This is a genomic window from Sphingobacteriales bacterium (assembly GCA_012517435.1).
Lineage (GTDB): Bacteria > Bacteroidota > Bacteroidia > CAILMK01 > JAAYUY01 > JAAYUY01.
Genome location: JAAYUY010000130.1, coordinates 18,417 through 41,904, shown reverse-complemented (window position 1 = coordinate 41,904; position 23,488 = coordinate 18,417). Strand labels below are relative to the sequence as shown.

Below are 23,488 nucleotides of genomic sequence, written 5' to 3'. Positions count from 1 at the left end.
TACAAAGATAGGTTTAATTAAGATAAGGTTGCCTAAAGAAGATGTTTTACAGGGAGCAAAAGCCTTTCAATTATTTTTAAGGAGGCAGCCCTGTTTTTCCATTCATGATAATCAAATGGTATTGATTCACTCAGGGTTTCATGAATATGATTCATAATGACTGACCAGATGTCTTCCTGAGTACCAAACAATCCAATTTCAAACATATACCTGAAACTGCGATAGTCAAAATTTGTGGAACCGGCATAAAACCATTGATCCGAAATAAACAGTTTTGAATGGAGATTGGTGGGGAGATAATACCAGATTTTTACCCCTGCTTCGTAAAAACGACCGAGATAATACTGTCTCAACCGGTCAACTACCGTAACGTCCGACCGCCTGGGTATAATAATGTTCACGTCCACTTTACGTTTTGCAGCCGCAATCAGAGCTTCGGTAAGCAGAAAAGTAGGCAGGAAATAGGGCGTTTCAATAAATACCTGATGCTTGCTGATGTTAATCAGTTGTACAAATCGCTTTCTGATACGCTGATACCTGACGCTTGGTACATCCCTCACTATTTCAAAATGACCGGCTTTTACAATCTGCGAGCTTCTTTTTTTATCAAATTTATAGGTGTTTTTCAGGTTGTAGTTTTCAAGAAATATTTTTTTCAGAAAAACAGCCAGTTCACCTTCTATCCGAAGTGAGAATTCACGCCAGTTAAGGTTGTAATTGGAAATATTGATGGAGCTTATGTAACTGATAAAATCATCTATTATCAGGAGTTTGCGGTGGTCACGTTCATGATTGACCAGAAAAAGATTCAGGGCGAAGCGTATGCTTTTAAAAAACTTAACTTCACCTCCGTAATCTGTGATCATTTTAAAAAATTTTGAATTGACTGAGGTTCCCCATGCATCGGTAAGTATCATAATTTTTACCCCTTCACGGGCCTTTTTGGCCAGTAGGTTTCTGAACTTTATTCCGATGGGGTCGTTTTCAAATCGGAAAGTTTCTATGTAAATATATTTCTTAGCCTTTTCAATGTCTTCAAGCATACTGTAATAAATCTTGAGCGGATCGGAATTAGCAGAAACTTTTTCAGCAATGCTCATCAGTATGCGGTTATCTTTGATAATTTTTCGGGGAGCTAAAATAAGTATTTATTCTATTTTTGAACTGGAATTTTGTAACCCAAAGATTGACAAACAAATGAATAAACTGAATGTCCTTGTTTTAGGCAGCGGGGGAAGAGAACATTCCCTGTGTGAAGCCATCAGGAAAAGCCCTATATGCGGTAAATTGTTTGCATTGCCGGGTAATGCCGGTACCTTTTCCATCGCAGAAAATATCTCAGGAAATCCGGATGATTTTGATAAAATAGCCTTTGAGGTTAAAGACAGGGGAATTGATTTGGTCATTGCCGGGCCTGAAGACCCTATCGTGAAAGGAATTTACGACTTTTTTAAAAGTAAGACAGATTTGTCTTCCGTCAAAGTTCTGGCACCTTCGGCTCAGGCCGCACAACTTGAAGGAAGTAAGTATTTTGCCAAACAATTTATGAAGAAATACCACATCCCGACTGCCGGTTTTGAGATGTTTAAGGCAGATCAATATCAATTGGCAAGGGAATACCTGATGAGCTCAAAATATCCGGTTGTCTTAAAGGCAGATGGTCTTGCTGCCGGGAAGGGAGTTACTGTAGCTCAGAATCAGGAAACAGCTTTTCAGGCACTTGATGAAGCCTTTCTTGACAAAAAATTCGGCCAGGCGGGAAATACACTCCTCATTGAGGAGTTTTTATCAGGAATTGAAATTTCGGTTTTTGTGCTTACAGACGGTAAAAACTATGTCTTGTTGCCTGAAGCCAAGGACTATAAACAGGTGGGTGATGGAAACACAGGACCTAATACGGGTGGTATGGGCTCTGTTTCTCCTGTGCCTTTTTTTAAAGATGATTTCAGGGAGAAAGTCATCAAACGCATTATTGAACCAACTATTCAAGGGCTTAAAGCCGAAAATCTTGATTACCATGGATTTATCTTCTTCGGGCTTATGAATGTCAACGGGAATCCTTATGTGATTGAATACAATGTCAGGCTGGGTGATCCCGAAACTGAGTCTATCCTTCCAAGAATTCAATCTGACCTTTTAGAGCTGATGGTTTCGGCAGCAAACGGACAGCTTCAGCCTGAGCCTGTGTTGTTTTCTCCCTTGCATTCGGTATCTGTTATGCTTGTTTCGGGCGGATATCCCGGCAACTATGAAAAAGGAAAAGAAATATCCGGTCTTGAACAATTAAATGATTGTCAGGTAATTATTGCAGGGGCAGCCTATATGGATAATGAATTGAAAACTTCAGGCGGAAGGGTTCTGGCTGTCAACGCCATGGCTGAGTCCCTCGAAGCTTGCCTGAATGTGGTGTATTCCAATATTCCTTCAGTTCACTTCGATAAAATGTATTACCGCACCGACATTGGGAAGGATCTACTGAATTATTACAAATGAAGTGTTGTATTTTAACAGAATCAGCCTGTAAACAGTTGCTTTCCTTTTCTTTATTCTTCTTCCTCAGGCTCCTGAATGCTGAACAGGTTGTCCTGATCTACATCTTCCATTGAAACTTCACCGGGAGCATCCGGATCTTTAAAGCCAAAATCCAGATCGTCTTCTTCATCAATCTTTTTTGCCTCCGCAACTGACATTCGTATCAGATAATAATATTCTTCCGTTTCGAATGGCAGGGCAGATACCCTCAATCCTTCTGCATTGAAATAGGAAATCAGGTTTTTTGAATAGCCGTTCGGATACATTTGCCTGAGTTTTTCCAATACCTCAGGCGGCAATTTATCATAATCTTTGACGATTTTTTTCTTTTCCAAAATATTTGCTTTAAGTTAAAAACTCTGTTTTTAGATTTTTTTAAGCTTTTATTCAGCTGCCAAAAATATTGTGTACAAAATATGTAACGAAATTTTTTTTAACCTGATTTTTTTTACAATAATCAGTTCATACGCTGGTATCCGCTACTTTCTCTCATTTTTATACTTCATAAACAAATGTTAATTTTGTACGATTGAAAATCAAACAATAATTCCGGATGAAAACTTTAAAAACAATCTGGCTGTGGTGCCTGTCTGTGTTGTTTACAACACCCTTGTTTTCAACTATTTACGAAGCCGGTCAGGGTAAAACATTTCCGACAGTTACGGATGCGCTGACACAGGCTTCCCCAGGAGATACTATCCATATTTTCGGAATAATTACAGCTGACGGAAATACGGGAAACGGAATAGTGATCAATAAAAACATTGTTTTGCTCGGTCAGGGAGTTGATCAGACCATCGTTGAAGGAGGTGCTTCTCTTTCCGTTTCTGACAGAAGGGTTTTTTCAGTCATGCCCGGAAATACGGTTTTTATTTCAGGTATAACCATTCGCTTTGGTAATACTTCCGGAAATGGCGGAGCCATTGAAAATCTTGGCATTTTATATCTGAAAAACTGCATGATTGAAAGTAATAAAGCCAGATATGGGGGTGCTTTACGCAATGGATTGTCGGCTCAGCTTTATCTGGAAAATTGTATAGTCAAAAACAATACGGCTCTTCTTCGCGGAGGGGCTGTCAATCATATTGGTGCAGTTTTGCAGATCGAACGATGCAGTATTGAAGGCAATCAGGCATTTGATGAAGGAGGCGGAGTTCAGATTGAAAATTCAAATGCTGAAATTCGCAATAGCCTGATTTACAATAATATTTTAGTTGCCGATACGGTCCATTCAAATGGAGCAGGCCTGTTTGCCGGAACATCGGGAAAAGCCATTCAGATTTCTCTGACCAATTGCACCATTAGTAATAATAAAGGTAAAACAAGTGGAAATTATCTTACCTGTGGAGGTGGTATGGGGATCATTTCGTCAAATGGTTCCTGTGTGGTCAATCTGATTAATTGTACTTTTACAGAAAATACCGTTTATTGCGGACAATCCATACAGGCTTATTCCTACAATGATCCGGCAACTGTTCATTTCAACCTGTTAAATTGTATTCTGGCCAGTGGTTTTACTGACAATTTTTTCGGTTATACACAAAACGGAGGAAAGATTACTTTTAACCGCACCTACACCATTTTGCAGGACAATACCATTCTGGTTTCAGGACAGGGGAATATCAACAATATGGATGCAGAACTTGAAATTCTGGCTGATAATGGAGGCCCCACCAAAACGCATGCTTTAAAACCCACCAGCCCCGCAATTGATGCAGGAACATCTGTGGGAGCACCTCCTTTGGACCAACGTGGTGCTTCCCGGAACGGAAAAACAGATATTGGAGCTTTTGAATTTGGTGGAGTGATTGGCGTAAGAGATAATAATTCTCAGAAAGGAATAATTATGGTTTATCCTAATCCGGTTACTGATGTTGTCCTGCTTCTCAATCCTGAAGGCATGAATGTTAGATTTAAAATTATCGATATCACAGGAAGACTTTTAATAGAGGATAACGTTAATGAAAAAACAAAAAGCATTGATTTACATAATCTTTCGTCAGGTATTTACCTGCTGCTTATTGAAAATTCAGAAAAACAGCTTGTGCAAGTGGAAAAACTGGTAAAATAAGAATTGGGCATTTATTCTTTTTTGTCTTAAAGTAAAATAATAATAAGTTATTTTTTCGAAATCCCAATTTAATACCAGTTTTGAACAATTTCGATGTATCGTAAATATCATCGTTGGTTCTGCAAACCAAATAAGGGCTTAATTGTTACTAATTGAGCTTTTATTTCGTTCATAAAATAATTGTTGCTTTTTCATAAAGTTCTGGCAAACAATTTTGTCTCATTCTAAATTTTGTTCCGTGATTGTGTCCGGTTCTTGCGTCAAAGTCAATCAAAATATTCCCTTTCTCAATTTGGTTTAAAAAACCTTCAAATTTGAACTTCTGTAGCATCATTACTTTACTGTATCTGTAAAACTCTATGTCGCCTTCTTTTTTAACTTCTCCTTGAACATAAAAACAATTTAATAATTTTGTTCCCGCCTTGTTAGAAAGGTCGTCAAAACCCCAATAAGGTTGGGGATCGAGTTGTCCTAACCCAACTCTTTCTTTAACTTGTTTAAGCCAATCAGTATGTTTTTCTGCAACTTTACTACTGTCAAATGAGATTAAAATTTTACGATTGTTACGGTCAATAACAACTTGAAAACCCCTGTCACTTGGTGAAAGTCCATGAATGGTTTGTCTGAAACTCATTTCATTATCAGGATATTTAATTCCTGCTTCTTCATGTGACCAACCATATTTTAGCAATAAAACTTGCGGTACAAATTTCACTGCTCTGGGTGAAGGTTCAATGTGAAATAAAGTCGTAAGTGAAGAAGTGTTTAATCGTTGGGTTTTTAACTCCCATTCTGCTGCGTTAGGAATTGGTAAATTGTTTTCTTCAATCCCTAACAAATCTTCAAGGGTATTTCCAATACCTCCTTGATTCCCATACCTTTTATTCTCAATCCAACCTTTTTTAGCAATTTTCTTAAGCTCTTTTATCAAGCTTTCTTTAGTGTAAATTTTCATCAATCTATATCTTGAAATAAAGACAACTGTCTTAAACCAAAAAGTTCACTGTGTATTTTATTACGTTTAATTCTCTGCTCAGCCATATTACAATAGTCAGGTGATAGCTCAATTCCTATGTAATGTCTTTTTAATCCCATTGCAACAACTGCGGTTGTTCCACTACCCATAAATGGGTCTAAAATAATTTGTGCCGTTGTTGAAGAAATAATTCTGTAAATTAATGCAACAGGAAATGGCGCAGGGTGTTCATTTTTCATCTCTTGTGTAAACGTCCACACGTCACCATATGCGTTAGCTTTAGGTACAAGTTTAAATTTTCGTTTTGGTATAAGATAGATTACTTCATAGGTCGGTAAAAAATAACCTGGATTAAAATTAATACCACCCTTACGTTTCCAAATAATAATTTGTCTTACAGGCAAATCTCTAATTATATCTTTTCTGTCTTGAAGTAAACCATCTTGTACTCTCCACTTGTGGTTATAAAAAATTGCTCCGTCATCTTTTATTAGCCGGAACATTTCTTTCAAACAGCTGTATTGCCATTCTGCATATTGTTCATGCGGCATATTATCGTCATAATGACTGTAACCATTGACCAAAGCTGCTCCAGCCCATTTTCCACCACGTCCATCTTTCATGCCATTTCCTGTTGAATTTTTTAGGTTGTATGGAGGAGAAGTTACTACCAAGTCCACACACTTGTCAGGCATATCCTGCATAACAGTTAAGCAATCACCGTTAATGATTTTATCCAAGTATTTTTCTTCAAAATTCATATTTCTTTGAATATTATTTCTCCAATCAAATTTACAATTTTTTACACTGTCTTTGCGTTTTAAACTTCTGTTTTTATACTTTTGATTAACATTATTCATTCAATATTAAAAATCAATTATTTGTAATTAATAAATCTTGATTAGTCAGTGCAAATTTATCAATTTTACAACTTTCCAAAACCGCTGTTTTAATTGATTTGCGATTACTTAACCCGGGGTTCTCGACATCCTTCAGAATTACCTCTTTTTATCTCCGTTTATCTCAGTGTTCTCTGTGGTGAGATATATTTTAACTACGGAGGTCACGGAGGAACACAGAGTTTTTAATTATCTCCGTGAATCTCAGTGTTCTCTGTGGTGAATAAATTCAAATAATCCATCTTACAATTCCGTCTTTTAATTTTGTGACATTGAAATTAATCAGCAGGCCAATCTTTAAATTTGCCAGTTTCATATAGGTCATTAGTTGTGCTTTGTGTATTTCGGCAATAGCATCTACCGATTTAATTTCAACTATCACTCTGTTCTCCACCAGCAAATCAATGCGGTAACCGGCATCTAATTGTATTTCTTTGTAAACTAATGGCAAAGCAAGTTGCTTTTTTACTTCCAGCCCTGAGTTGATAAGCTCGTAATATAAGCATTCTTCATAAGCACATTCGAGGAGGCCTGGGCCTAATTGCTTATGCACTTCAATGGCACAGCCAATAATTTTTTCAGTTAATTGATTTTCAATCATAATTTATTTTTTTCTCCGTGATCTCTGTGATCTCTGTGGTGAGATGTGACTAAATTAATGCTTTAGGGGCTAAGCCAGTTCGACCCACACAGGACAGTGATCGGAATGAACCACATCGTTATCGATGCCCGCCTGACGGATTTGATTTTTCAAGCCTTCAGATACCAGGTGGTAATCTATTCTCCAGCCAAGGTTTTTTGCCCGTGAATTGGCACGAAACGACCACCATGAATATTTTTGAACTTTAGGATGCAGAAACCTGAAGCTGTCTGTCAGTCCGATGTCGAGGAATCCAGAGAACCATTCTCTTTCTTCCGGTAAAAATCCGGAACTTGTAGCATTTCGAATTGGATCATGGATGTCTATGGCCTGATGACAGATATTGAAATCACCTGAAATGACGAGATTTGGCCTTTGCCTGAGCAAGTCAATGGTCCAGTCTGTAAAAAAATCAAGAAACTCCATTTTAAAATCCTGTCTTTCGTCACCACTGCTACCTGAAGGAATATATAAAGACAGGAAGCTCTTATCTCCGATATCTGCGCGGATGACCCTGCCTTCCTGATCATATATCTCTTTCCCGAAACCAAAAACAACCTTATCGGGTTTAGCTCGGGATAATAGTCCAACTCCTGAATATCCTTTTTTCACAGCAGGATTCCAGAAACAATGATATCCAAGGTCTTCAAACTGAGCAGTATCGAATTGTTCCGGTGTTGCTTTCAATTCCTGAATACAGACGATATCAGCATCCGTTGATTTGAGCCAGTCAATTAGGCCCTTGCTGAGTGCTGCCCGGATTCCGTTTACATTATATGATATGATTTTCAATAGATTATAATTTTTCTGGTTAATATTCCGTTTTCATCAATCAGCGACAGGAAATAAATTCCTCTCTTGAGCTGGTATGTAAAGAAAATACTTCTGCCAGTGCCATCCAGAATTTCTTCGGCTACAACTTTTCCGTTAACATCAGTTATTTTTAATTTTCCTGAACTATGGCTTAGTTCAACAGTAAACTTTCCTTCGGAAGGATTGGGATAAACCCTTATGTCGGGAACTGAATATTCATTTAAGCTATTGACTATCAATATATTTTTCGACACAGAGTCGCTGCCGCAGGCGTTGTGGGTACTGAGTTTTACTGTGTAATTGCCGGGGGCAGAATATTTATAAACAGGAGAGACTTCATCAGAGGTATTTCCATCGCCAAAGCTCCAGTTGTTGATCAGGTTGTTGGTGGAAAGATTGTTAAACTTCACATAAAGCCCGGAGTCTTTTGCATCAAAACCGGCTTTTGGTGCCTGTTGAAATATACCGGCAGTGATTTTTACAGGTAAACTCCGGCAGACATCGCTTTCCTGAATTTCCCAGTCGTAAAAATAATAATAAACCGTTGATCCGGCAGTAGAATTGTAAATCGAGATTAAGTTTTCAATGGTATAGGGATAACTTACACCTGCATTGTTTCTGTAAAGTGTTGCATTGATTCCGATGAGAGAATAAGCATTTCCTTTTTCGACTTCGAAATTGAGGTTTATACGGTTTTCACCGCTGTTGAGATAAACATTGGTGTCATATAAAATGCTTCCGGAGCTGTTTTTCAGCTGAATCTGCCGGTTGCCACTTCCACTTGCATACACTTTAACTGACCTGATAATTAGATTTTTATAAACATTAAACAACAAACCCTGAGTTCCGGTAAGAAAACCACCAGATCCGATGGAATTGGAATATGGACCGGCATATTGTGAAGGCCCGAATGTGAACAATCTGACGTAATAATCTTTTGTTTCAGTCAGAAACGATGTTTGATAACCGGAACCTTTATGGAAAGGTATTGAATCAGCCAGGCTGTTATACCAGTAAAGATGACCGTCCCCATAGGCCGAAAGGGAAACCTGACCTGCTCCGCAGCTTGACCCGTGATTAACTTTTGGTGGTAACGGCATATCTACAACAAGGTTGGTGATGGTAAAGCTGTCTGATCCATGAGCATTGGAAATCTTTAACTTAATATTGTATTTCCCGTTTTTCTGATACTGATGAACCGGGTTTATTTCTGATGAAGACGAACCATCGCCAAAATCCCATAAATAAGAAACAGGATTATTCAGGGAGCGGTTTTCAAAGTTTATTTCACCTGTACAACTGTATTTGTTCGTGACAGAAAAATAGGCAAAAGGAGGCTCATCAGGTTTGATACATTTCCATTCCATTTCAAAACCTGACCTGTTGTCGAGGGCATCAGAGGTAAAGCGAAGGGTAACACTACCCTCTTGTGATACAATCAGGCCATTTCCGGGCAGAGTGCTTCCTGAAAAAGCGCCAATACGCTTTCCACTGACAGATGTGCCTTCAAATATTTCAAGTACGTCAAATTTATCTTCTGTCTGAAAACTTTTGAATGTCATGATAATTCCGGTTGATTGTGGCGGTGAAATGGTTACAATGGTATTTAAGTTACTTGTGTAGTTGCTGTTTCCTCCCGGGTCAAACAAGGTTCCGGTGCAGGTGGTATAAACATCATTGGAAAAGGTGGATGGCATGATGTATATGCATTTTGCAGTTGCGTCCACCCTGATAAGGGCAGTTCTCCTGATGGAATCTTTTCCGTAATCGTTGATGGCTACCAGATAAACATCATAGTAACCCGGAGATTCAAATCTTATTTTCGGGTTACGGTCGGTGCTTACAGAGGGATTGGCACCAGGGAAGTACCATCTGAATGAAGTGGCATAAGAAGAAAGATTGTTAAAGCTTACTGTGTATCCGGGGCAAACGACAGTATCTTTCACTTCAAAATCGGCCACAGGAGGAATATCAGGAGAGGCATACAGCTCTGATTCCCAGAGTCCGCGGCCATAGGTAGCAGCTTTAATTCTTTGTTTGGATGGAACAGAATTGTAGAAAATTTCAAGATCATTGACAATTACATTCGGGAGACCGCTGCTGAATGGTATCCAGTCGTTTAAACTGCTGTCGCGGTAATAAACTCCGACATCAGTTCCGACATAAAGTCCATTGTCGCTACCTTTCTGATATACAATGCAATTAACGGGTAAATTGGGTAGGGAGCCGCTGTAATTAACCCAGTTATCTCCTCCGTCAACACTGACAAATACCTTATTCCCGTTGCTGTAGCCGGAGAATGTTACCCAAACCACATTGGCATTATCTTCCCTGACTTCAATATCGGTGATACTTGCATTGGCAGTAGGGAGTCCGCTATTGATATTGTCCCATGTCTGACCACTGTTTCTGGTTCTGTAAAGCGTTGACGATTTGGCTGCATAGATTACGCTGGTATCTGATGGAGCTACTGCAAGCGCAACAAGTGTTGTGCTTCCTGCAAATGAAGAAATTTTAATCCAGTTGCTGCTTCCACGGTTATAATTGACCCACACGTTATTATATCCGGCATACAGAATTTTGGGATCTTTCGGACAGAGCAGATAAGGTGTTACCCAGCCTCCATCTTCATCAATATTTTTTTTGATTTTATTGAAACTGCTTCCTCCGTTTGTTGATTTCTGAATATCACCATAGTAGAGAGAGCCGTACATGATTTTGTTGTCGGTTGGATCAATGATACATTCCATTCCGTCTCCGCCTAAAACGTTTCCCCATGAGCCATTGTAAAGTTTGGAGCCATTATCCTGAAGACCTGCAATAACCAGCTTGTTGTCAGTAGCAGAAGAACCGATTCTGTAAATCTGTGAAGTAACCATGCTTTGACTGATGTCTTTATAGGTGACTCCACCGTTCTTGGTGTAATAAATACCTCCGTCACAACCAATGTAGAGGGCATAGGGATTTTTGGGGTCAAAAGCCATGGCATGAATATCAGCATGTACGTAAGGAGCTCCACCACCTCCATACCAGTGTGCACTCAGCGTCCATGTGGCACCACCATCTTCTGATTTCCAGATATTAATGCCGCCAATAAAGACAAGATGTCTGTTGACCGGAGAAACCACTACTTCCAGGTCGTACCATCCTTGTCCCCGCTGGTCGGTACCTCCCGGAGACCACCCCAGAATATTAGGAGAAGTTGACATGGTAACAAAGGAATCTGCACCGTTGACCGAGCGGTAAAAACCCAGATAACCATGACGATTGTCATAATTGGAAGTGGGTGATTCAGAAGCAATGATGTAAACGTAGTTGGAATCCCCGGGTGCAATGGCTATAGCAATACGGTTGGCTTTTCCCGACCAATCACCTGTTATTTCCTTCCAAGTCGAGCCGTTGTCAGTTGAGCGGATAAATTTGGCTCCGGCAGTCCATGACCCCTGATAGACAGCGGCATAGATGACGGATGGATTTTGTGGTTTAAATTCAATATCAATACAACCGTAACTGTAAACCCTTGTCCAGTTGTTACCGGCATTAACCGTTTTATAAATGCCGTTGTTGGTGGCAGCATATAAAATATCAGGGTTTGACGGATGCATGAGTAGTTTACGAATGGTTCGGGTCTGTGTAACATTAAAATTCAGTCCGGTAACTACCCACGTTTGTCCGCCATCTGTCGATTTGAGAACGCCTATACTGTAGGTATCGTTGGCATCTCCATCACTTGAAGCCAGATACATCACTGCGGGATTCTGTGGATTGATGACCATGTCGCTGAAGCCAATGACCGGCAAATTGTCAGTATTGGTCGTCCAGCTCGTCCCGCCATTAGTGGTTTTCCACAATCCGCCTGAAGGTGCTCCTGCAAAAATGATATTTGAATCTGTCGGATGAAAACAGATAAAATTGATTCTTCCTATTCCATTGCCTGAAGAAATGTCAGGTCCGAGTGATACCCAGCTTCCGGATGAACGGTAACCGTCATTTCTGTAAGGTTTAGGCTTTGATAATTCGTTAGAAACAGCCATTGGATTGGGTAATTCTCCGGTCGGAAATACTCTTGGTTCCATAAACCATTCCCACCTTTTATATTGCTTCCACTCCCTGAAATGTTCAAGATCGCTGGCTTCTGCCAGTTTTTTCTCAAACTGAGCTTTTATTTCATAAAAGTTTTGCGAACTGCCTGTGAAGGGATTGTTGCTTTGTGAATAAAGAACCAGATTCCCTGAAAATATGAACGATATTATCAAAAGAAACTCCGGCCTGAATCTGACTTTCCTCATGTCCTGAATTTAATTTTTGGTTAGAATTTTCTGCAAAGATATTTTATCACGGGCAATGATGAAATTACTGGCATAAGTTTTGAAAAGTTGTATGCCTTAAAAACCATGGAAACGAAAATCGTTTTAAACGTTTCCACTTAAAAAAGGATGATTAAAGAGCTTGACGACATATTATTTCACAGCCTGAGGATATTTAAGAAATACGGGATTAAGCGGATTACCATGGACGACCTGAGCCGGGAAATGGGAATTTCAAAAAAAACACTTTACCGTTTTATCGAAAATAAGGTCGATTTACTGGAAAAAGTTATCGACTACGAAAACAAAAAGATTGATGAATTGTTTAACAGGTATGAAGAAACCGGGGAAAACAGTATAGATGTTCTGTTTAATCTGAGTTTTGACGTAATACGTATGTTAAAGGAAATCAATCCGGTATTTACTTATGACTTGCAGAAAATATATCCTGAGTTGTGCAGGGATCATTTTGAACAGAAGAGGAAAAAAACCTTTGAAAACATTAAAAAAAATCTGTTGAAAGGTATTGAGGAAGGTGTTTACAGGAAAGACATCGATGTCGAAATGGTGGCATTGCTGTATGTTCAGAACATGGAGAATGTCATGAACCCTGACTTTTTGTATGGGCCTTCATTTTCTGCTTCAGGATTATTCAAGGTCATGTTTGAAAATCATATACGCAGCATTGCCAATGAAAAAGGGATGAAATATTTTGAAGAAAAGATAAAGGACTTAAATTTTAACATCTAAGTAAATGAAAAAGAGCAAAATGTATTTATTGCTGACCTTGTCCGGGATTTTAATAGCCGGACAGGCACTTACGCAGCCGCAGACTTCATTTAGCCTGAAAGAAGCACAGGAATATGCTTTAAAAAACAACATTCAGGTGAAAAATGCAATGATTGATGTAGAAATAGCCAAAAAGAAAATCTGGGAAACGACCGCTCAGGGATTGCCTCAGGTTAGTGCATCGCTGGACTATACCTATATGCCGACTGTTCCTGAGATGAAATTTTCAACTCCCTTTCTCATCAATCCTGCTACCCCGACAGGATTAAATGCAGATCAGATCAAGCTTGGTTATCAGCAGATACCTATTGAATTAGGGGTTAAAAGCTCTGCCACCATCAAAGCATCCGTGTCTCAACTCGTGTTTAACGGATCTTACATTGTCGGGCTTCAAACGGCCAGAATTTTCAAGAATCTTTCGGAGCAAAGCCTTAAAAGTACAGAAAACAATATCCGTGAAAATGTTGCCAACAGTTATTGCCTGATTCTGCTTGCAGAAACCAATCTGAAACTGCTCGGACAAATGAAAACCAATCTTGATAAAACCCTTAACGACATGAAATCCATGTTGCAGGAAGGTTTTATCGAAAATACAGATGTGGATCAGTTTCAGTACACGGTTACCACTGTTGGCAATACCATGCAGGCTATTGAAAGACAACTGAATGTAGCTAAAAGGCTGTTTAATTTTCAGCTGGGTCTTCCGCTTGATCAGCCTGTTTTACTGACGGATAATCTCGAAACCATCATGAATAATACCAGTGTTGAATCCTTAGTGAATGCTGATTTTGACCTGAACAACAACATCACCTATCAATTACTTAAAACACAGGAACAGATGATGGTTTCCGGTCTGAACCTGAATAAATCAGCATTTTTACCAAGTATTGTAGCTTTTTATACCCATCAGGAAAAAACAGCAAAAGCTGATTTTGATTTCACATTTCCTGATATGATTGGCCTGAGCCTGAACGTTCCGGTATTTAGTTCAGGGATGAGGCTAAGCAGGGTACAACAAGCCCGCCTTCAACTTGAAAAAACAAGAAATTCGAACCAAATGGCCATTGAGGGTTTAAAACTCGACTTTGAGAAAACAAAAATGCAGCTACAGTCGGCTTATGATAAGTTTTTAAACGAAAAAGCAAATATGGAACTTGCTGAAAAAATTTATAATAAAACCTTGCTGAAATATAAGGAAGGCATTTCAACAAGTATGGAACTAACACAGGCAAATAATCAGTTGCTAAATGCGCAGACCAATTATTTTTCAGCCCTGATAGATATGCTGAATGCAAAACACAAACTTGAAAATTTAATGAATAAACAATAAAAAAAGAAGAAAGATGAAACCCATTTATTTATTAGCCTTATCGCTCGTTTTTCTGTTTATCTCATGTTCAAAACAGGTAGATCCTTCAGAAAAGCTGAATAAATTAATCGCTGAAAGGGATAAACTCAACCAGGAAATTGTTGAACTTCAAAAACAAATTTCCAAAAATGATACCCTTAAAGATGAAAAAATGGTGAAAATCCTTGAAATTTCGCCAAAAGAATTCAAAAGCTATATAAGGGTACAGGGGCGTGTGGATGGAGATGAAAATGCAGCCGTCAACACAAAAGTGGTTGGAGTGATAAAAAATATTCTGGTCAAAACAGGAGACAGGGTAACAAAAGGACAGATTCTGGCTACTTTGGATGATGAAGTATTGCAAAGCTCATTAAAAGAACTTAGGGCACAGTATGAGTTTACCCTTACTGTTTATGAAAGACAAAAGAGGCTTTGGGATCAGAAAATAGGGAGTGAAATTCAGTACCTGACTGCCAAAAACAACAAGGAAGCCATGGAAAACCGCATCAAATCGCTTCAGGAACAAATTAATATGTACAAGCTGACTGCTCCTGTTTCCGGAACAGTTGAAGACGTTTCCATCAAAATTGGTCAGGCTGTATCTCCGGGTCTATCCCTGATGCGTATCGTCAATTTCTCCAAAATGAAAGTAGTGGCTGAGGTTTCTGAAACTTATTCCTCAAAGATTAAAAAAGGTGATGAAGTGGAAATAATATTTCCTGATATTCCTTATACAACCCGGTCTCAGATTTCGTTTGCCAGCAAATTTATCAATCCGGTCAACCGTACATTTATCGTGGAAGCTCAGATACCCTCCTCTGTTACAGTGAGTGCCAACATGGTAGCAGTGCTGAATATCAACGATTATAAAAAAACTGATGCAATCGTGGTACCTGATAATTTAATTCTGAACGAAAATGGTGAAAAGTTTATTTATGTTGCAGAAGATCAGAATGGTAAATTAGTCGTGGCCAGGAAAAAAATTGTTACCGGTCGCAGCTATAAGGGAGAAACTGAAATTCTTCAGGGGGTTGATAAAAATATCAGACTGATAGCTTCTGACTTGCAGAGAATAGAAGAAGGACAGATCGTAAAACCGCTCTAATCAAATAAAAAATCAGACATGGAGACCAAACACAAAGAGTTTAAAGTAACCAGCTGGGCAATAAACAACAAACTGAGCGTTTATGTCTTGCTCGCTTTGATTGCCATTTTTGGCATAATGAATTATATTACCATTCCAAAGGAACAGTTTCCCGAACTTGTAATTCCGACAATCATTGTTAATTCAGTCTATCCGGGAACATCTCCCTCAGATATAGAAAATCTGATAACCAGACCTATCGAGAAAAATATTAAATCCATCAACGGGGTCAAAAAGGTAACCAGCAATTCAGTTCAGGATTTTTCTTCCATTATTGTCGAATTTGATCCGAATTATGATGTCAGCGAGGCCAAGCAAAAAGTGAAGGATGCTGTTGATAAGTCAAAATCGAGCCTTCCCAACGACATGCCGGTTGACCCGAGTGTCATGGAAATTGATTTTTCGGAGATTCCTATCATGAATATCAACCTTTACGGGAACATGGAGCTTGATAAAATCAAGCATTATGCAGAAATATTACAGGATAAAATAGAGGGGTTTAAGGAAATAACAAGGGTAGATATTATCGGTGCACTCGACAGAGAAATCAAGATAGATGTTGATATGTACCGCATGAGTGTCGCACAGCTCACTTTTTCAGATATTGAGCGTGCGGTGATGGCTGAAAACCGCACCATCAGTGCCGGGACTTTCGATATGGAAGGAATGCGCAGGACACTCCGTCTTGTCGGGGAATTCAAGGATATTGAGACCATTAAAAATATTTCTGTTACTTCTTCAACAGGGGCAAAAGTCAGGCTATCGGATGTAGCTGATATTGTTGATGGATATAAAGAGCAGGAAAGTTATGCCCGTTTTAATGGTAAAAATGTCATCACGCTGAATGTCATCAAAAAGAGTGGTGAAAATCTGCTGAATGCCTCTGATAAAATTAAGGATGCACTGAAAGTTATTCAGAAAGAAAAATTCCCAGAAAACCTGAAAGTCCAGATTTCAGGTGATATGTCGCGTTATACCCGTACGACCCTGACCGACCTGAACAATACCATAATTTTAGGTTTCATCTTCGTTACCATGGTGCTGATGTTTTTCATGGGACTTACCAATGCTGTTTTTGTCGGTTTATCGGTGCCGATTTCCATGGCTTTGGCTTATATCGTTCTCCCCGGAATCGACTTTACCATGAATATGCTGGTGATGTTTTCCTTTATTTTTGCATTGGGTATTGTGGTTGACGATGCCATTGTGGTGATTGAAAACACCCACCGTATTTTCAGGCAAGGTCGTGATAAGCAGATAACCATTGTCGAAGCAGCAAAATATGCTGCAGGACAGGTCTTCCTTCCTGTTTTATCCGGTACGCTTACCCTTCTGGCTCCGTTTTTCCCGCTGTTATTCTGGCCGGGCACCATTGGCAAGTTCATGCATTATATTCCAGCCACATTGATTATTACCTTGTTTGCTTCGCTGATTGTGGCTTATGTGTTTAACCCTGTATTTGCCGTTACTTTTATGCGACATGAAGATGATGAGACCATCAGTAAAACTCCGGTAAAAAGGGTTTTTATCGCTTCAGGCATTCTGACACTACTGGGAATTATCCTTCATTTTGCCAGAACTCCTGTTTTGGCCAATATTTTAATTTTCCTTGCCATTGTCATTGTCTGGCATAACATGGTGGGACGAAAGATTCTGGTCAGGTTTCAGCATACCATCATTCCGAAAACTTTGAACCTGTATGAAAAATTACTGGGAAAAGTCCTGAAAGGAAGACGCCCGTATAAAATTCTGTATGGTACCATCGGTTTGTTTGTAGTAGTCTTTATTTTATGGGGCATTGCAGGCCCTCCCATTGTCTTTTTCCCGAACAATGAGCCAAACAATGTATATGTTTACCTGAAACTACCTGAAGGAACATCTATTTCTTATACTGATTCTGTAACTAAAGTAGCAGAAAAGAAGATTTATCAGACCTTAGGTGAAAAAAATATCAATATAGAATCAGTCGTTACCAATGTAGCAAGGGGTGCATCAGAATCAAGGTTCGACAATACAACAGTAACCTCAAACAAAGCCAAGATAACCATCAATTTTGCCGAGTTTGCCAAAAGGGAAAGAGGATTGAAGACCAGCAGCTATATGGAAAAAATACGGCAAGCTTTGGCAGATATAAAAGATGCTGAAATTTCCGTTGAAAAAAATTCCATGGGTCCACCGACAGGAAAACCTGTCAATATTGAAGTAACAGCTGAAGACCTTGAAGAGTTGATTGTGGTTTCGGAAAAAGTCAAGGATTATATTGACTCTTTGAATATTCCGGGTATCGAGCCTTTGAAGTCTGATTTTGAGACCAACAAACCAGAGTTGATCGTTGTTGTTGACCGTGAACGGGCTAATTCGGAAGGGATAACGAGCGGACAGGTTGGAATGGAAGTCCGTACTGCAGTTCAGGGTAAAGAAATCTCAAAATTCAGGGATGGAGAAGATCAGTATCCAATTGTGCTGAGGTTTAAAAAAGATCAAAGAGAAGATGTTGATAATCTGCTCAATACCAAATTGAATTATATGGATATGGTAACTGGCAGACACCGGTCTATCCCGCTATCCACCGTAGCACATATTGAATACAAAAACAGTTACGGAAGTATTCATAGGAAAAATCTGAAGAGGGTGATTAACCTGACATCTGTGGTCAAAACAGGCTACAATGCCAATGAAATCAGGACCGAGATCATTAAAAAACTCAAAGATTTTAAACACCCTGAAACTGTTGATATTCAGCTGACAGGAGAACGGGAAGATCAGCAGGCTACGATGAATTTTCTCGGTAAAGCCATGATTTTGTCAGTCTTCCTGATATTTTTCATTCTGGTTACCCAGTTCTCATCACTCACAAGAACGATGATAATACTGACTGAGATATTGTTCAGCATTATCGGTGTCATGATTGGCTTTATGATTTTCCAGATGCCATTTTCCATTGCCATGTCGGGAATGGGCGTTGTTGCTTTGGGAGGCATCGTGGTTCGAAACGGTATTCTGATGGTCGAATTTATCGATGCATTACGCAAGGAAGGGGTTCCGACTATTGAAGCAATTATTCGTGGAAGTAAAATCAGGATCACACCTATTATGCTGACCGCAACTGCCGGTATTCTCGGTCTTATTCCGTTGGCAATCGGATTTAACATCGATTTTGTGGGTTTATTTGCCCATCTGGCCCCGCATATTCATTTCGGAGGTGATAATGTTACCTTTTTCGGGCCATTAAGCTGGACAATTATTTTCGGACTGTTGTTTGCCACTTTCCTTACTCTTTTTATGGTGCCGGTTCTATACAGGATTTATGTGGGAAGAAAAGATAAAGCTCTGAGTTAAATCATTGAAATATAGCATATCTGTTCAAAAAGGCAGCCTGTTATTACAGGCTGTTTTTTTTATGGTACCGGATCATGGCCAGAACCTCCCCACCAGGGATTGCATCTGAGTATTCGCCTGACAGCCAGATATAATCCATAAAAAGGACCATGTTTTTTTAGCGCCTCAACGGCATAAACCGAGCAGGTGGGTGTATATCGGCAGGATGGAGGGAAAAACGGAGAAATAAACAACTGGTAAATTTTAACCAGCAGGATTAAAAACCATTTTAAGGGGCTAAGCAATATGTTGATTAACTTTTTCAAACAACCTGACAATTGATTTCTGAAGTTTTTGATAATCGCAAATAATGTTAGGTGTATATACAATCAGTATGGCAGCCTGCATATTCTTTTCAATTAGTTTTGAATAAATAAGGTGTTTGTTTGTCCGGTAAACTTCCCGCAATAATCTTTTAAGATAGTTTCTGTCAACAGCTTTTTTAAATGATTTCCGGCTTACACCAAACATTACCTGGGCAGGTACTTTTTCAGGAAGTTCTGTGTTTTTAAATACAAGCAATAAAGGATATTCTGCAATTTTAGTTACGGCTTCGCCATTTATTAACTGACTGATAATCTTTTTTCTGCAAAGGCGCTCTTTTTTACTGAAAGTATTTTTGTGCCCATGCATGAGCAGATAGGATTAATGCCTTTTTCAGGCCTTGTGCTTGGGTTCATCAGAGACAGTGAGTTTTTTTCTCCCTCTTGCCCTTCTTGCATTTATCACTGCCCTTCCGGATGCAGTGGACATTCTCTCACGAAATCCATGTTTATTTTTTCTCTTCCTGTTTGATGGCTGAAATGTCCTTTTCATGATAATTTCCTTAAAAAATTAAGACTGCAAATATAGGAGGATTAATTAATTTACTAAATTTATTTTAGCTTTTTCTCTTTGCCGGGTTGATGACGAATTTTAAGTGAGTTTTGACCATTGCAAAATTTCCGGGTTTATATTTTTATCCAACTTAATCCGCTGATTATCAGCTGGATGTTAAAAATCGACTCCCAGCGACAGGTATGTAATATGCTGGAAGATTTTTCCTCCCTCCATTCCCCATGCATGATCTACTTTAACATAATAGCCAAACAAAGTGGTACGAATACCAAAACCAAAACCACCCACTACGGGTTCGCCAACCGTAATAACAGTGATTTTCAATGGATTGTTGTAAATGATTTGTTTATTGAGAGTATTAGCTTCGGAATATGGGCTTGGTCCTGTCCAGGCTGTTCCTATGTCGGTAAAGGCTACCAGTTGAAAAGTTTCAAAAAACCTCGATTTCATGGGCAGAGAAGAAAAATATTTAAATACCGGAAAACGAATCTCACTGTTAATCAGTGCATAAGAATTGCCGTTACGGATGTTTTGGGTAAATCCTCTCATCTGAACTCCGAGAGATTTGTACACATAATTGATATCGGGATCTATCATTATGTCGCTGTTATATTTGGGCAATAACCAGTTATCGATACCGCCAAGCAGATACACTACTTTTGAGCCTCCGAAAGAAGTTGCAAAAACAGCTCGGTTAGCCCAGATCAGCTCTTTGTGAATACGCAGATAATGCCGGAAATCAAATCCAAATACCGAAAATTCGTTTTTAAACCCGGAAAAATTCCTGAAGTTTTCAAAATATATCTTATAGCGGGTACCCACCCTTATATTCTCTGCTATCTGACGGGAGTTATCAAAGACAAACTCGAGTTTTACTCCCGGAAAAACATTGATAATATCCGGTGTTGTCAGGCTGTTGTGTTCCGAAGAAAGTGTAACTTTTCTGTCGTGGCGGATGAAGATGTCCGATCTTAATGAGGCATTTTCGTTAAATGGGTAACGCAACTGCATTCTGCCTTCGTTTGTTTTTTGTCTGTATCTGACATAAAGTCCATCGCTGGTTTCACTCTTACGGTAAAAAATAAATTTTTTATCCAGACGTGATTTCAGGTTTTCAAAAGCCATAATGTATTCGGTACCGGAAAGGTTTCCTTTTAGCCGGACACCCCCTGCAATACGATAATCTTTGAACAAATCGTTGACGCCCAGCATGAAGAAAGCACTGGTAATTCTGTTGATGGGTTGAGGTGTTTCATCTTTGTTATATACCAGATACGGTGAGTTCAGGAAACTATTGTCAAACTGACTGACAAGATAATCAAGGCTAAAGGAGAGGAAGTAAGAACTGGACGAACCGAAACGGGTGGGCCGGAGACGAAGAAGTGAATCTGTTTCCGGGAATGGCTCCACAATATCCGCTGGTTTAAGTATTATGGAACCGGGCACTTCTGCCTGATCGGTCGTATCGGCTATTTTAATTTCAAAGTCATTGATGAAATAGTAGCTGAAACTGTCTTTTTGTTTTTCTGTCTGCACAGGAGGAATAACAGAAATCTCTTTGGTTTCCTCGTTTTCAATGCCTTCAAATTCATTCCCTGTTTTTTTAAAGGTTTTGTAGAGCTCAGGGATGTTTTCTGCAGATTGCCGTTTATGATCCTGTCTGATTTTTTCAGGAAAGGGAGCTATCGAAACCTGATAGCTATTGTTGTCTCTGAACAGTTCAAAGACACTTTCCGTACGCGGGACAATATTGTATTGACGGATATTCCTGAGATAATTGGTCGTTCTGTAATGGTAGGAAGTATCGTGATAGATGATTTGGGTATCAATTTTTTCAATGAGGGAATCTTTCAGCCATGATGGATCAATAGAAACCACTGCCCTGTCATTTTGCCAGTAATTAAAAGTATCAGGTTTGAAGACAGTATCCTGATAGCTGACTATCACCTGAATCCTGTTGAAAATACTGTCAATATAAGCTGCATTTCGGTTAATGATTCCATTTTCGTTGGTGAGGTAACAAATCTGATTTGAATCGTAAGCCTGAGGCATTGTTTCATCAGCTATATCGTTGTAGCTGGCTTTGATGAGTTGACGCGATTTCTGGTCAGCTCTGTAATAATAGAGGTCCAGTGATGGACTGAAATTACTTTCCGGATCGAAAACACTTCTTTCAATAAAGATTGAATTACGGTTTGATGAAAAGATAATTCCTTTGTCCTGATTGATAAATTCAGGGAAAAGATCGTCAAAAATGTCGTTGGTAATTTGAAAAAGCCGGTACGACCTGACTTCGTAAATAAAAATATCACTGTTCCCATCTTTTATTGCTGAAATAACTAAAGAAGTCCCCCGCTGATTAAAGCTGAAACTAAGTATTCTGTCAAGGGTTTCAAGTTTACGTACATCAGTGGTTTTTCTTGTCTCCGGGTCAAAATTGGCCAACCAGGGTTTGCCTTTTTTCAAAAAAGAATAGGTCAGGGTATTTTTGATGGGCATCCAGTCGAAAACAGGGTAGCTTTTATCATTATCCGCTTCAAAAGATTTAACTCCTTTTTCGAAAACCTTTGTCTTTTTTTGCCGGTTTAAGTCATAAATAAAAAGAGCATTTTTGCCATTTTTAGAAATGCTGTAGGCTATTTTTTCACCATCAGGTGATAGTTTTGCCTGAATAATTTCCCCGTTTCGGGCAAATTTTTTAAGAGCCATTGAATATTTCAGCTCATCATATTTACTGGTTTCCCGTGATAAAACCTGATAGCGGTAAAATTTGTACCATTCATTATAAATGAAATTGAAAGGCTTGCCCACAACAAAGTCAAATCCGCTTTCAATGTTTTTATTGATGTGGGTGAGATAAAGAATATTACCGATTGCATTTTTTCCGTATGCTGTATAAATATATTCCCAGAAATAATGTCCGATGAGGATTTTTTCTTCAGGTTTCAGCCTGCCAAAACGTTTATATTTCTCGGTTTCAATTCCATTTTCAAATTTTTCCTTGTCCTCAGGCGAAATATTGCCGGAGATGAAAGACAGCAGTCCTTTGTAAAACCATTCAGGTATGCTGATCAGGGCATTGTTTTGCAGCCGCTCCTGAATGCTTGTACCGTAAAGCAATTCGTTCAGCAATACTTCTGCGATGGATTGCTTAAGCCTTTTATCAAAACTTCTGTGGTCGCCATCAAAATATACAAAGGCAAGGTTGTCAACTACCGGAGTTAGTCCACCAATATTATATTTTTCATCGGAGAGTGTGAGGTTCGACTGTCTGAAATCAGCATAAGTATTGTAGATGATGATGGTTATTCTGGAAGAAGCTTTATAGTCGAGAATTTTTTCCACTTCATTCAATTGCTTTTTGGCATTGGTCAATACATATTGGGCAAGGCTTTTTCCGCCACTGTTGTAATAAACTTCAAAAGAAGATGTTTTGTAAAAATACCAGTCAAATTTTCCAAACTGAACTTTTGATTTTCCGAAATCGGTTTGAATGCCCTGAGAAGTTGAGAAAAAAGGAGAGATGATAAAAGTCAGAAGGAGGGGAACCCATATAAATTTCAGGTGAAAAGCTGGCATCTACTTAAAAATGTAAAATCAAATTTTAGCTCAAAGGTAATGTTACAGGGGTGGTAAAGCGAAAAAATTGTACCATAAATCTGAAAATTTGTTCGTTTTGGAAACATAACGTCAGTACTTCCTTGACAGGCTGGCAGGCTGATTTCTGGTATCAATATTGGTTAATATGAGTCAG

Annotated in this window: 17 protein-coding genes; 6 read left to right on the top strand and 11 right to left on the bottom strand. The window is 39.0% G+C overall.

The window, feature by feature from the left end:
• Positions 1–32: 32 nt before the first annotated feature.
• Positions 33–1,100, bottom strand: a complete 1,068-nt coding sequence (locus tag GX437_07555; GenBank protein ID NLJ07508.1) for a phosphatidylserine/phosphatidylglycerophosphate/cardiolipin synthase family protein — start codon at positions 1,098–1,100, stop codon at positions 33–35.
• A 106-nt stretch (positions 1,101–1,206) separates the two neighbouring features.
• On the opposite strand from GX437_07555, the gene purD reads away from it, so the two are divergent.
• Complete coding sequence (purD, locus tag GX437_07550) at positions 1,207–2,493, top strand: phosphoribosylamine--glycine ligase (protein ID NLJ07507.1); 1,287 nt, start codon at positions 1,207–1,209, stop codon at positions 2,491–2,493.
• Between the two features lie 50 nt (positions 2,494–2,543).
• Here purD and GX437_07545 read toward each other — a convergent pair whose 3' ends face one another.
• Positions 2,544–2,867, bottom strand: coding sequence for a hypothetical protein (locus tag GX437_07545; GenBank protein ID NLJ07506.1), 324 nt, complete (start codon positions 2,865–2,867; stop codon positions 2,544–2,546).
• Between the two features lie 218 nt (positions 2,868–3,085).
• On the opposite strand from GX437_07545, the gene GX437_07540 reads away from it, so the two are divergent.
• Complete coding sequence (locus GX437_07540) at positions 3,086–4,603, top strand: T9SS type A sorting domain-containing protein (protein NLJ07505.1); 1,518 nt, start codon at positions 3,086–3,088, stop codon at positions 4,601–4,603.
• A 169-nt stretch (positions 4,604–4,772) separates the two neighbouring features.
• On the opposite strand, the gene GX437_07535 is transcribed toward GX437_07540, so the two are convergent.
• From GX437_07535 to GX437_07515, 5 genes are all read right to left on the bottom strand, one after another.
• The gene (locus GX437_07535) at positions 4,773–5,558 is read right to left on the bottom strand and encodes an MvaI/BcnI restriction endonuclease family protein (protein ID NLJ07504.1); all 786 of its coding nucleotides are present in this window, start codon (positions 5,556–5,558) and stop codon (positions 4,773–4,775) included.
• The gene (locus GX437_07530) at positions 5,558–6,340 is read right to left on the bottom strand and encodes a site-specific DNA-methyltransferase (GenBank protein ID NLJ07503.1); all 783 of its coding nucleotides are present in this window, start codon (positions 6,338–6,340) and stop codon (positions 5,558–5,560) included. The genes GX437_07535 and GX437_07530 overlap by 1 nt, the downstream gene beginning before the upstream one ends.
• A 367-nt stretch (positions 6,341–6,707) precedes the next feature.
• Entirely contained in the window at positions 6,708–7,079 is a 372-nt protein-coding gene (locus GX437_07525) for a GxxExxY protein (GenBank protein NLJ07502.1), read from the bottom strand.
• Between the two features lie 69 nt (positions 7,080–7,148).
• Positions 7,149–7,910 (bottom strand): exodeoxyribonuclease III, encoded by a 762-nt coding sequence (gene xth, locus GX437_07520; protein ID NLJ07501.1) that lies wholly within the window; start codon positions 7,908–7,910, stop codon positions 7,149–7,151.
• On the bottom strand, positions 7,907–12,220 hold the full coding sequence (locus GX437_07515) for a PKD domain-containing protein (GenBank protein NLJ07500.1): 4,314 nt from the start codon (positions 12,218–12,220) through the stop codon (positions 7,907–7,909). The genes xth and GX437_07515 overlap by 4 nt, the downstream gene beginning before the upstream one ends.
• A gap of 147 nt (positions 12,221–12,367) precedes the next feature.
• On the opposite strand from GX437_07515, the gene GX437_07510 reads away from it, so the two are divergent.
• From GX437_07510 to GX437_07495, 4 genes are read left to right on the top strand one after another with little or no spacing between them, the layout of a single operon-like run.
• Positions 12,368–12,988, top strand: a complete 621-nt coding sequence (locus GX437_07510; protein NLJ07499.1) for a TetR/AcrR family transcriptional regulator — start codon at positions 12,368–12,370, stop codon at positions 12,986–12,988.
• A 4-nt stretch (positions 12,989–12,992) separates the two neighbouring features.
• Positions 12,993–14,357 (top strand): TolC family protein, encoded by a 1,365-nt coding sequence (locus GX437_07505; protein NLJ07498.1) that lies wholly within the window; start codon positions 12,993–12,995, stop codon positions 14,355–14,357.
• A 13-nt stretch (positions 14,358–14,370) separates the two neighbouring features.
• Positions 14,371–15,480 (top strand): efflux RND transporter periplasmic adaptor subunit, encoded by a 1,110-nt coding sequence (locus GX437_07500; protein ID NLJ07497.1) that lies wholly within the window; start codon positions 14,371–14,373, stop codon positions 15,478–15,480.
• Positions 15,481–15,498: 18 nt separating this feature from the next.
• Positions 15,499–18,858, top strand: a complete 3,360-nt coding sequence (locus GX437_07495) for an efflux RND transporter permease subunit (protein NLJ07496.1) — start codon at positions 15,499–15,501, stop codon at positions 18,856–18,858.
• A 59-nt stretch (positions 18,859–18,917) separates the two neighbouring features.
• Here the strand turns inward: GX437_07495 and yidD are convergent, their stop codons facing one another.
• From yidD to GX437_07475, 4 genes are all read right to left on the bottom strand, one after another.
• Positions 18,918–19,163 (bottom strand): membrane protein insertion efficiency factor YidD, encoded by a 246-nt coding sequence (gene yidD, locus GX437_07490; GenBank protein ID NLJ07495.1) that lies wholly within the window; start codon positions 19,161–19,163, stop codon positions 18,918–18,920.
• A complete protein-coding gene (locus tag GX437_07485; GenBank protein NLJ07494.1) occupies positions 19,135–19,530 on the bottom strand; it encodes a ribonuclease P protein component in 396 nt (131 codons plus the stop codon). The genes yidD and GX437_07485 overlap by 29 nt, the downstream gene beginning before the upstream one ends.
• 24 nt (positions 19,531–19,554) lie before the next feature.
• Positions 19,555–19,713 carry a 50S ribosomal protein L34 gene (rpmH, locus tag GX437_07480; protein NLJ07493.1) on the bottom strand — a complete coding sequence of 53 codons (159 nt, stop codon included), beginning with the start codon at positions 19,711–19,713 and terminating at the stop codon, positions 19,555–19,557.
• Positions 19,714–19,890: 177 nt separating this feature from the next.
• Positions 19,891–23,313, bottom strand: a complete 3,423-nt coding sequence (locus GX437_07475; GenBank protein ID NLJ07492.1) for a hypothetical protein — start codon at positions 23,311–23,313, stop codon at positions 19,891–19,893.
• Positions 23,314–23,488 lie beyond the last annotated feature (175 nt).

Coding starts and splice junctions, on each gene's coding strand:
- GX437_07555 (NLJ07508.1), bottom strand. CDS start 1,100: ATGAGCATTGCTGAAAAAGTTTCTGCTAATTCCGATCCGCTCAAGATT.
- GX437_07540 (NLJ07505.1), top strand. CDS start 3,086: ATGAAAACTTTAAAAACAATCTGGCTGTGGTGCCTGTCTGTGTTGTTT.
- GX437_07535 (NLJ07504.1), bottom strand. CDS start 5,558: ATGAAAATTTACACTAAAGAAAGCTTGATAAAAGAGCTTAAGAAAATT.
- GX437_07530 (NLJ07503.1), bottom strand. CDS start 6,340: ATGAATTTTGAAGAAAAATACTTGGATAAAATCATTAACGGTGATTGC.
- GX437_07525 (NLJ07502.1), bottom strand. CDS start 7,079: ATGATTGAAAATCAATTAACTGAAAAAATTATTGGCTGTGCCATTGAA.
- GX437_07515 (NLJ07500.1), bottom strand. CDS start 12,220: ATGAGGAAAGTCAGATTCAGGCCGGAGTTTCTTTTGATAATATCGTTC.
- GX437_07510 (NLJ07499.1), top strand. CDS start 12,368: ATGATTAAAGAGCTTGACGACATATTATTTCACAGCCTGAGGATATTT.
- GX437_07505 (NLJ07498.1), top strand. CDS start 12,993: ATGAAAAAGAGCAAAATGTATTTATTGCTGACCTTGTCCGGGATTTTA.
- GX437_07500 (NLJ07497.1), top strand. CDS start 14,371: ATGAAACCCATTTATTTATTAGCCTTATCGCTCGTTTTTCTGTTTATC.
- GX437_07495 (NLJ07496.1), top strand. CDS start 15,499: ATGGAGACCAAACACAAAGAGTTTAAAGTAACCAGCTGGGCAATAAAC.
- GX437_07485 (NLJ07494.1), bottom strand. CDS start 19,530: ATGCATGGGCACAAAAATACTTTCAGTAAAAAAGAGCGCCTTTGCAGA.
- rpmH (NLJ07493.1), bottom strand. CDS start 19,713: ATGAAAAGGACATTTCAGCCATCAAACAGGAAGAGAAAAAATAAACAT.
- GX437_07475 (NLJ07492.1), bottom strand. CDS start 23,313: ATGCCAGCTTTTCACCTGAAATTTATATGGGTTCCCCTCCTTCTGACT.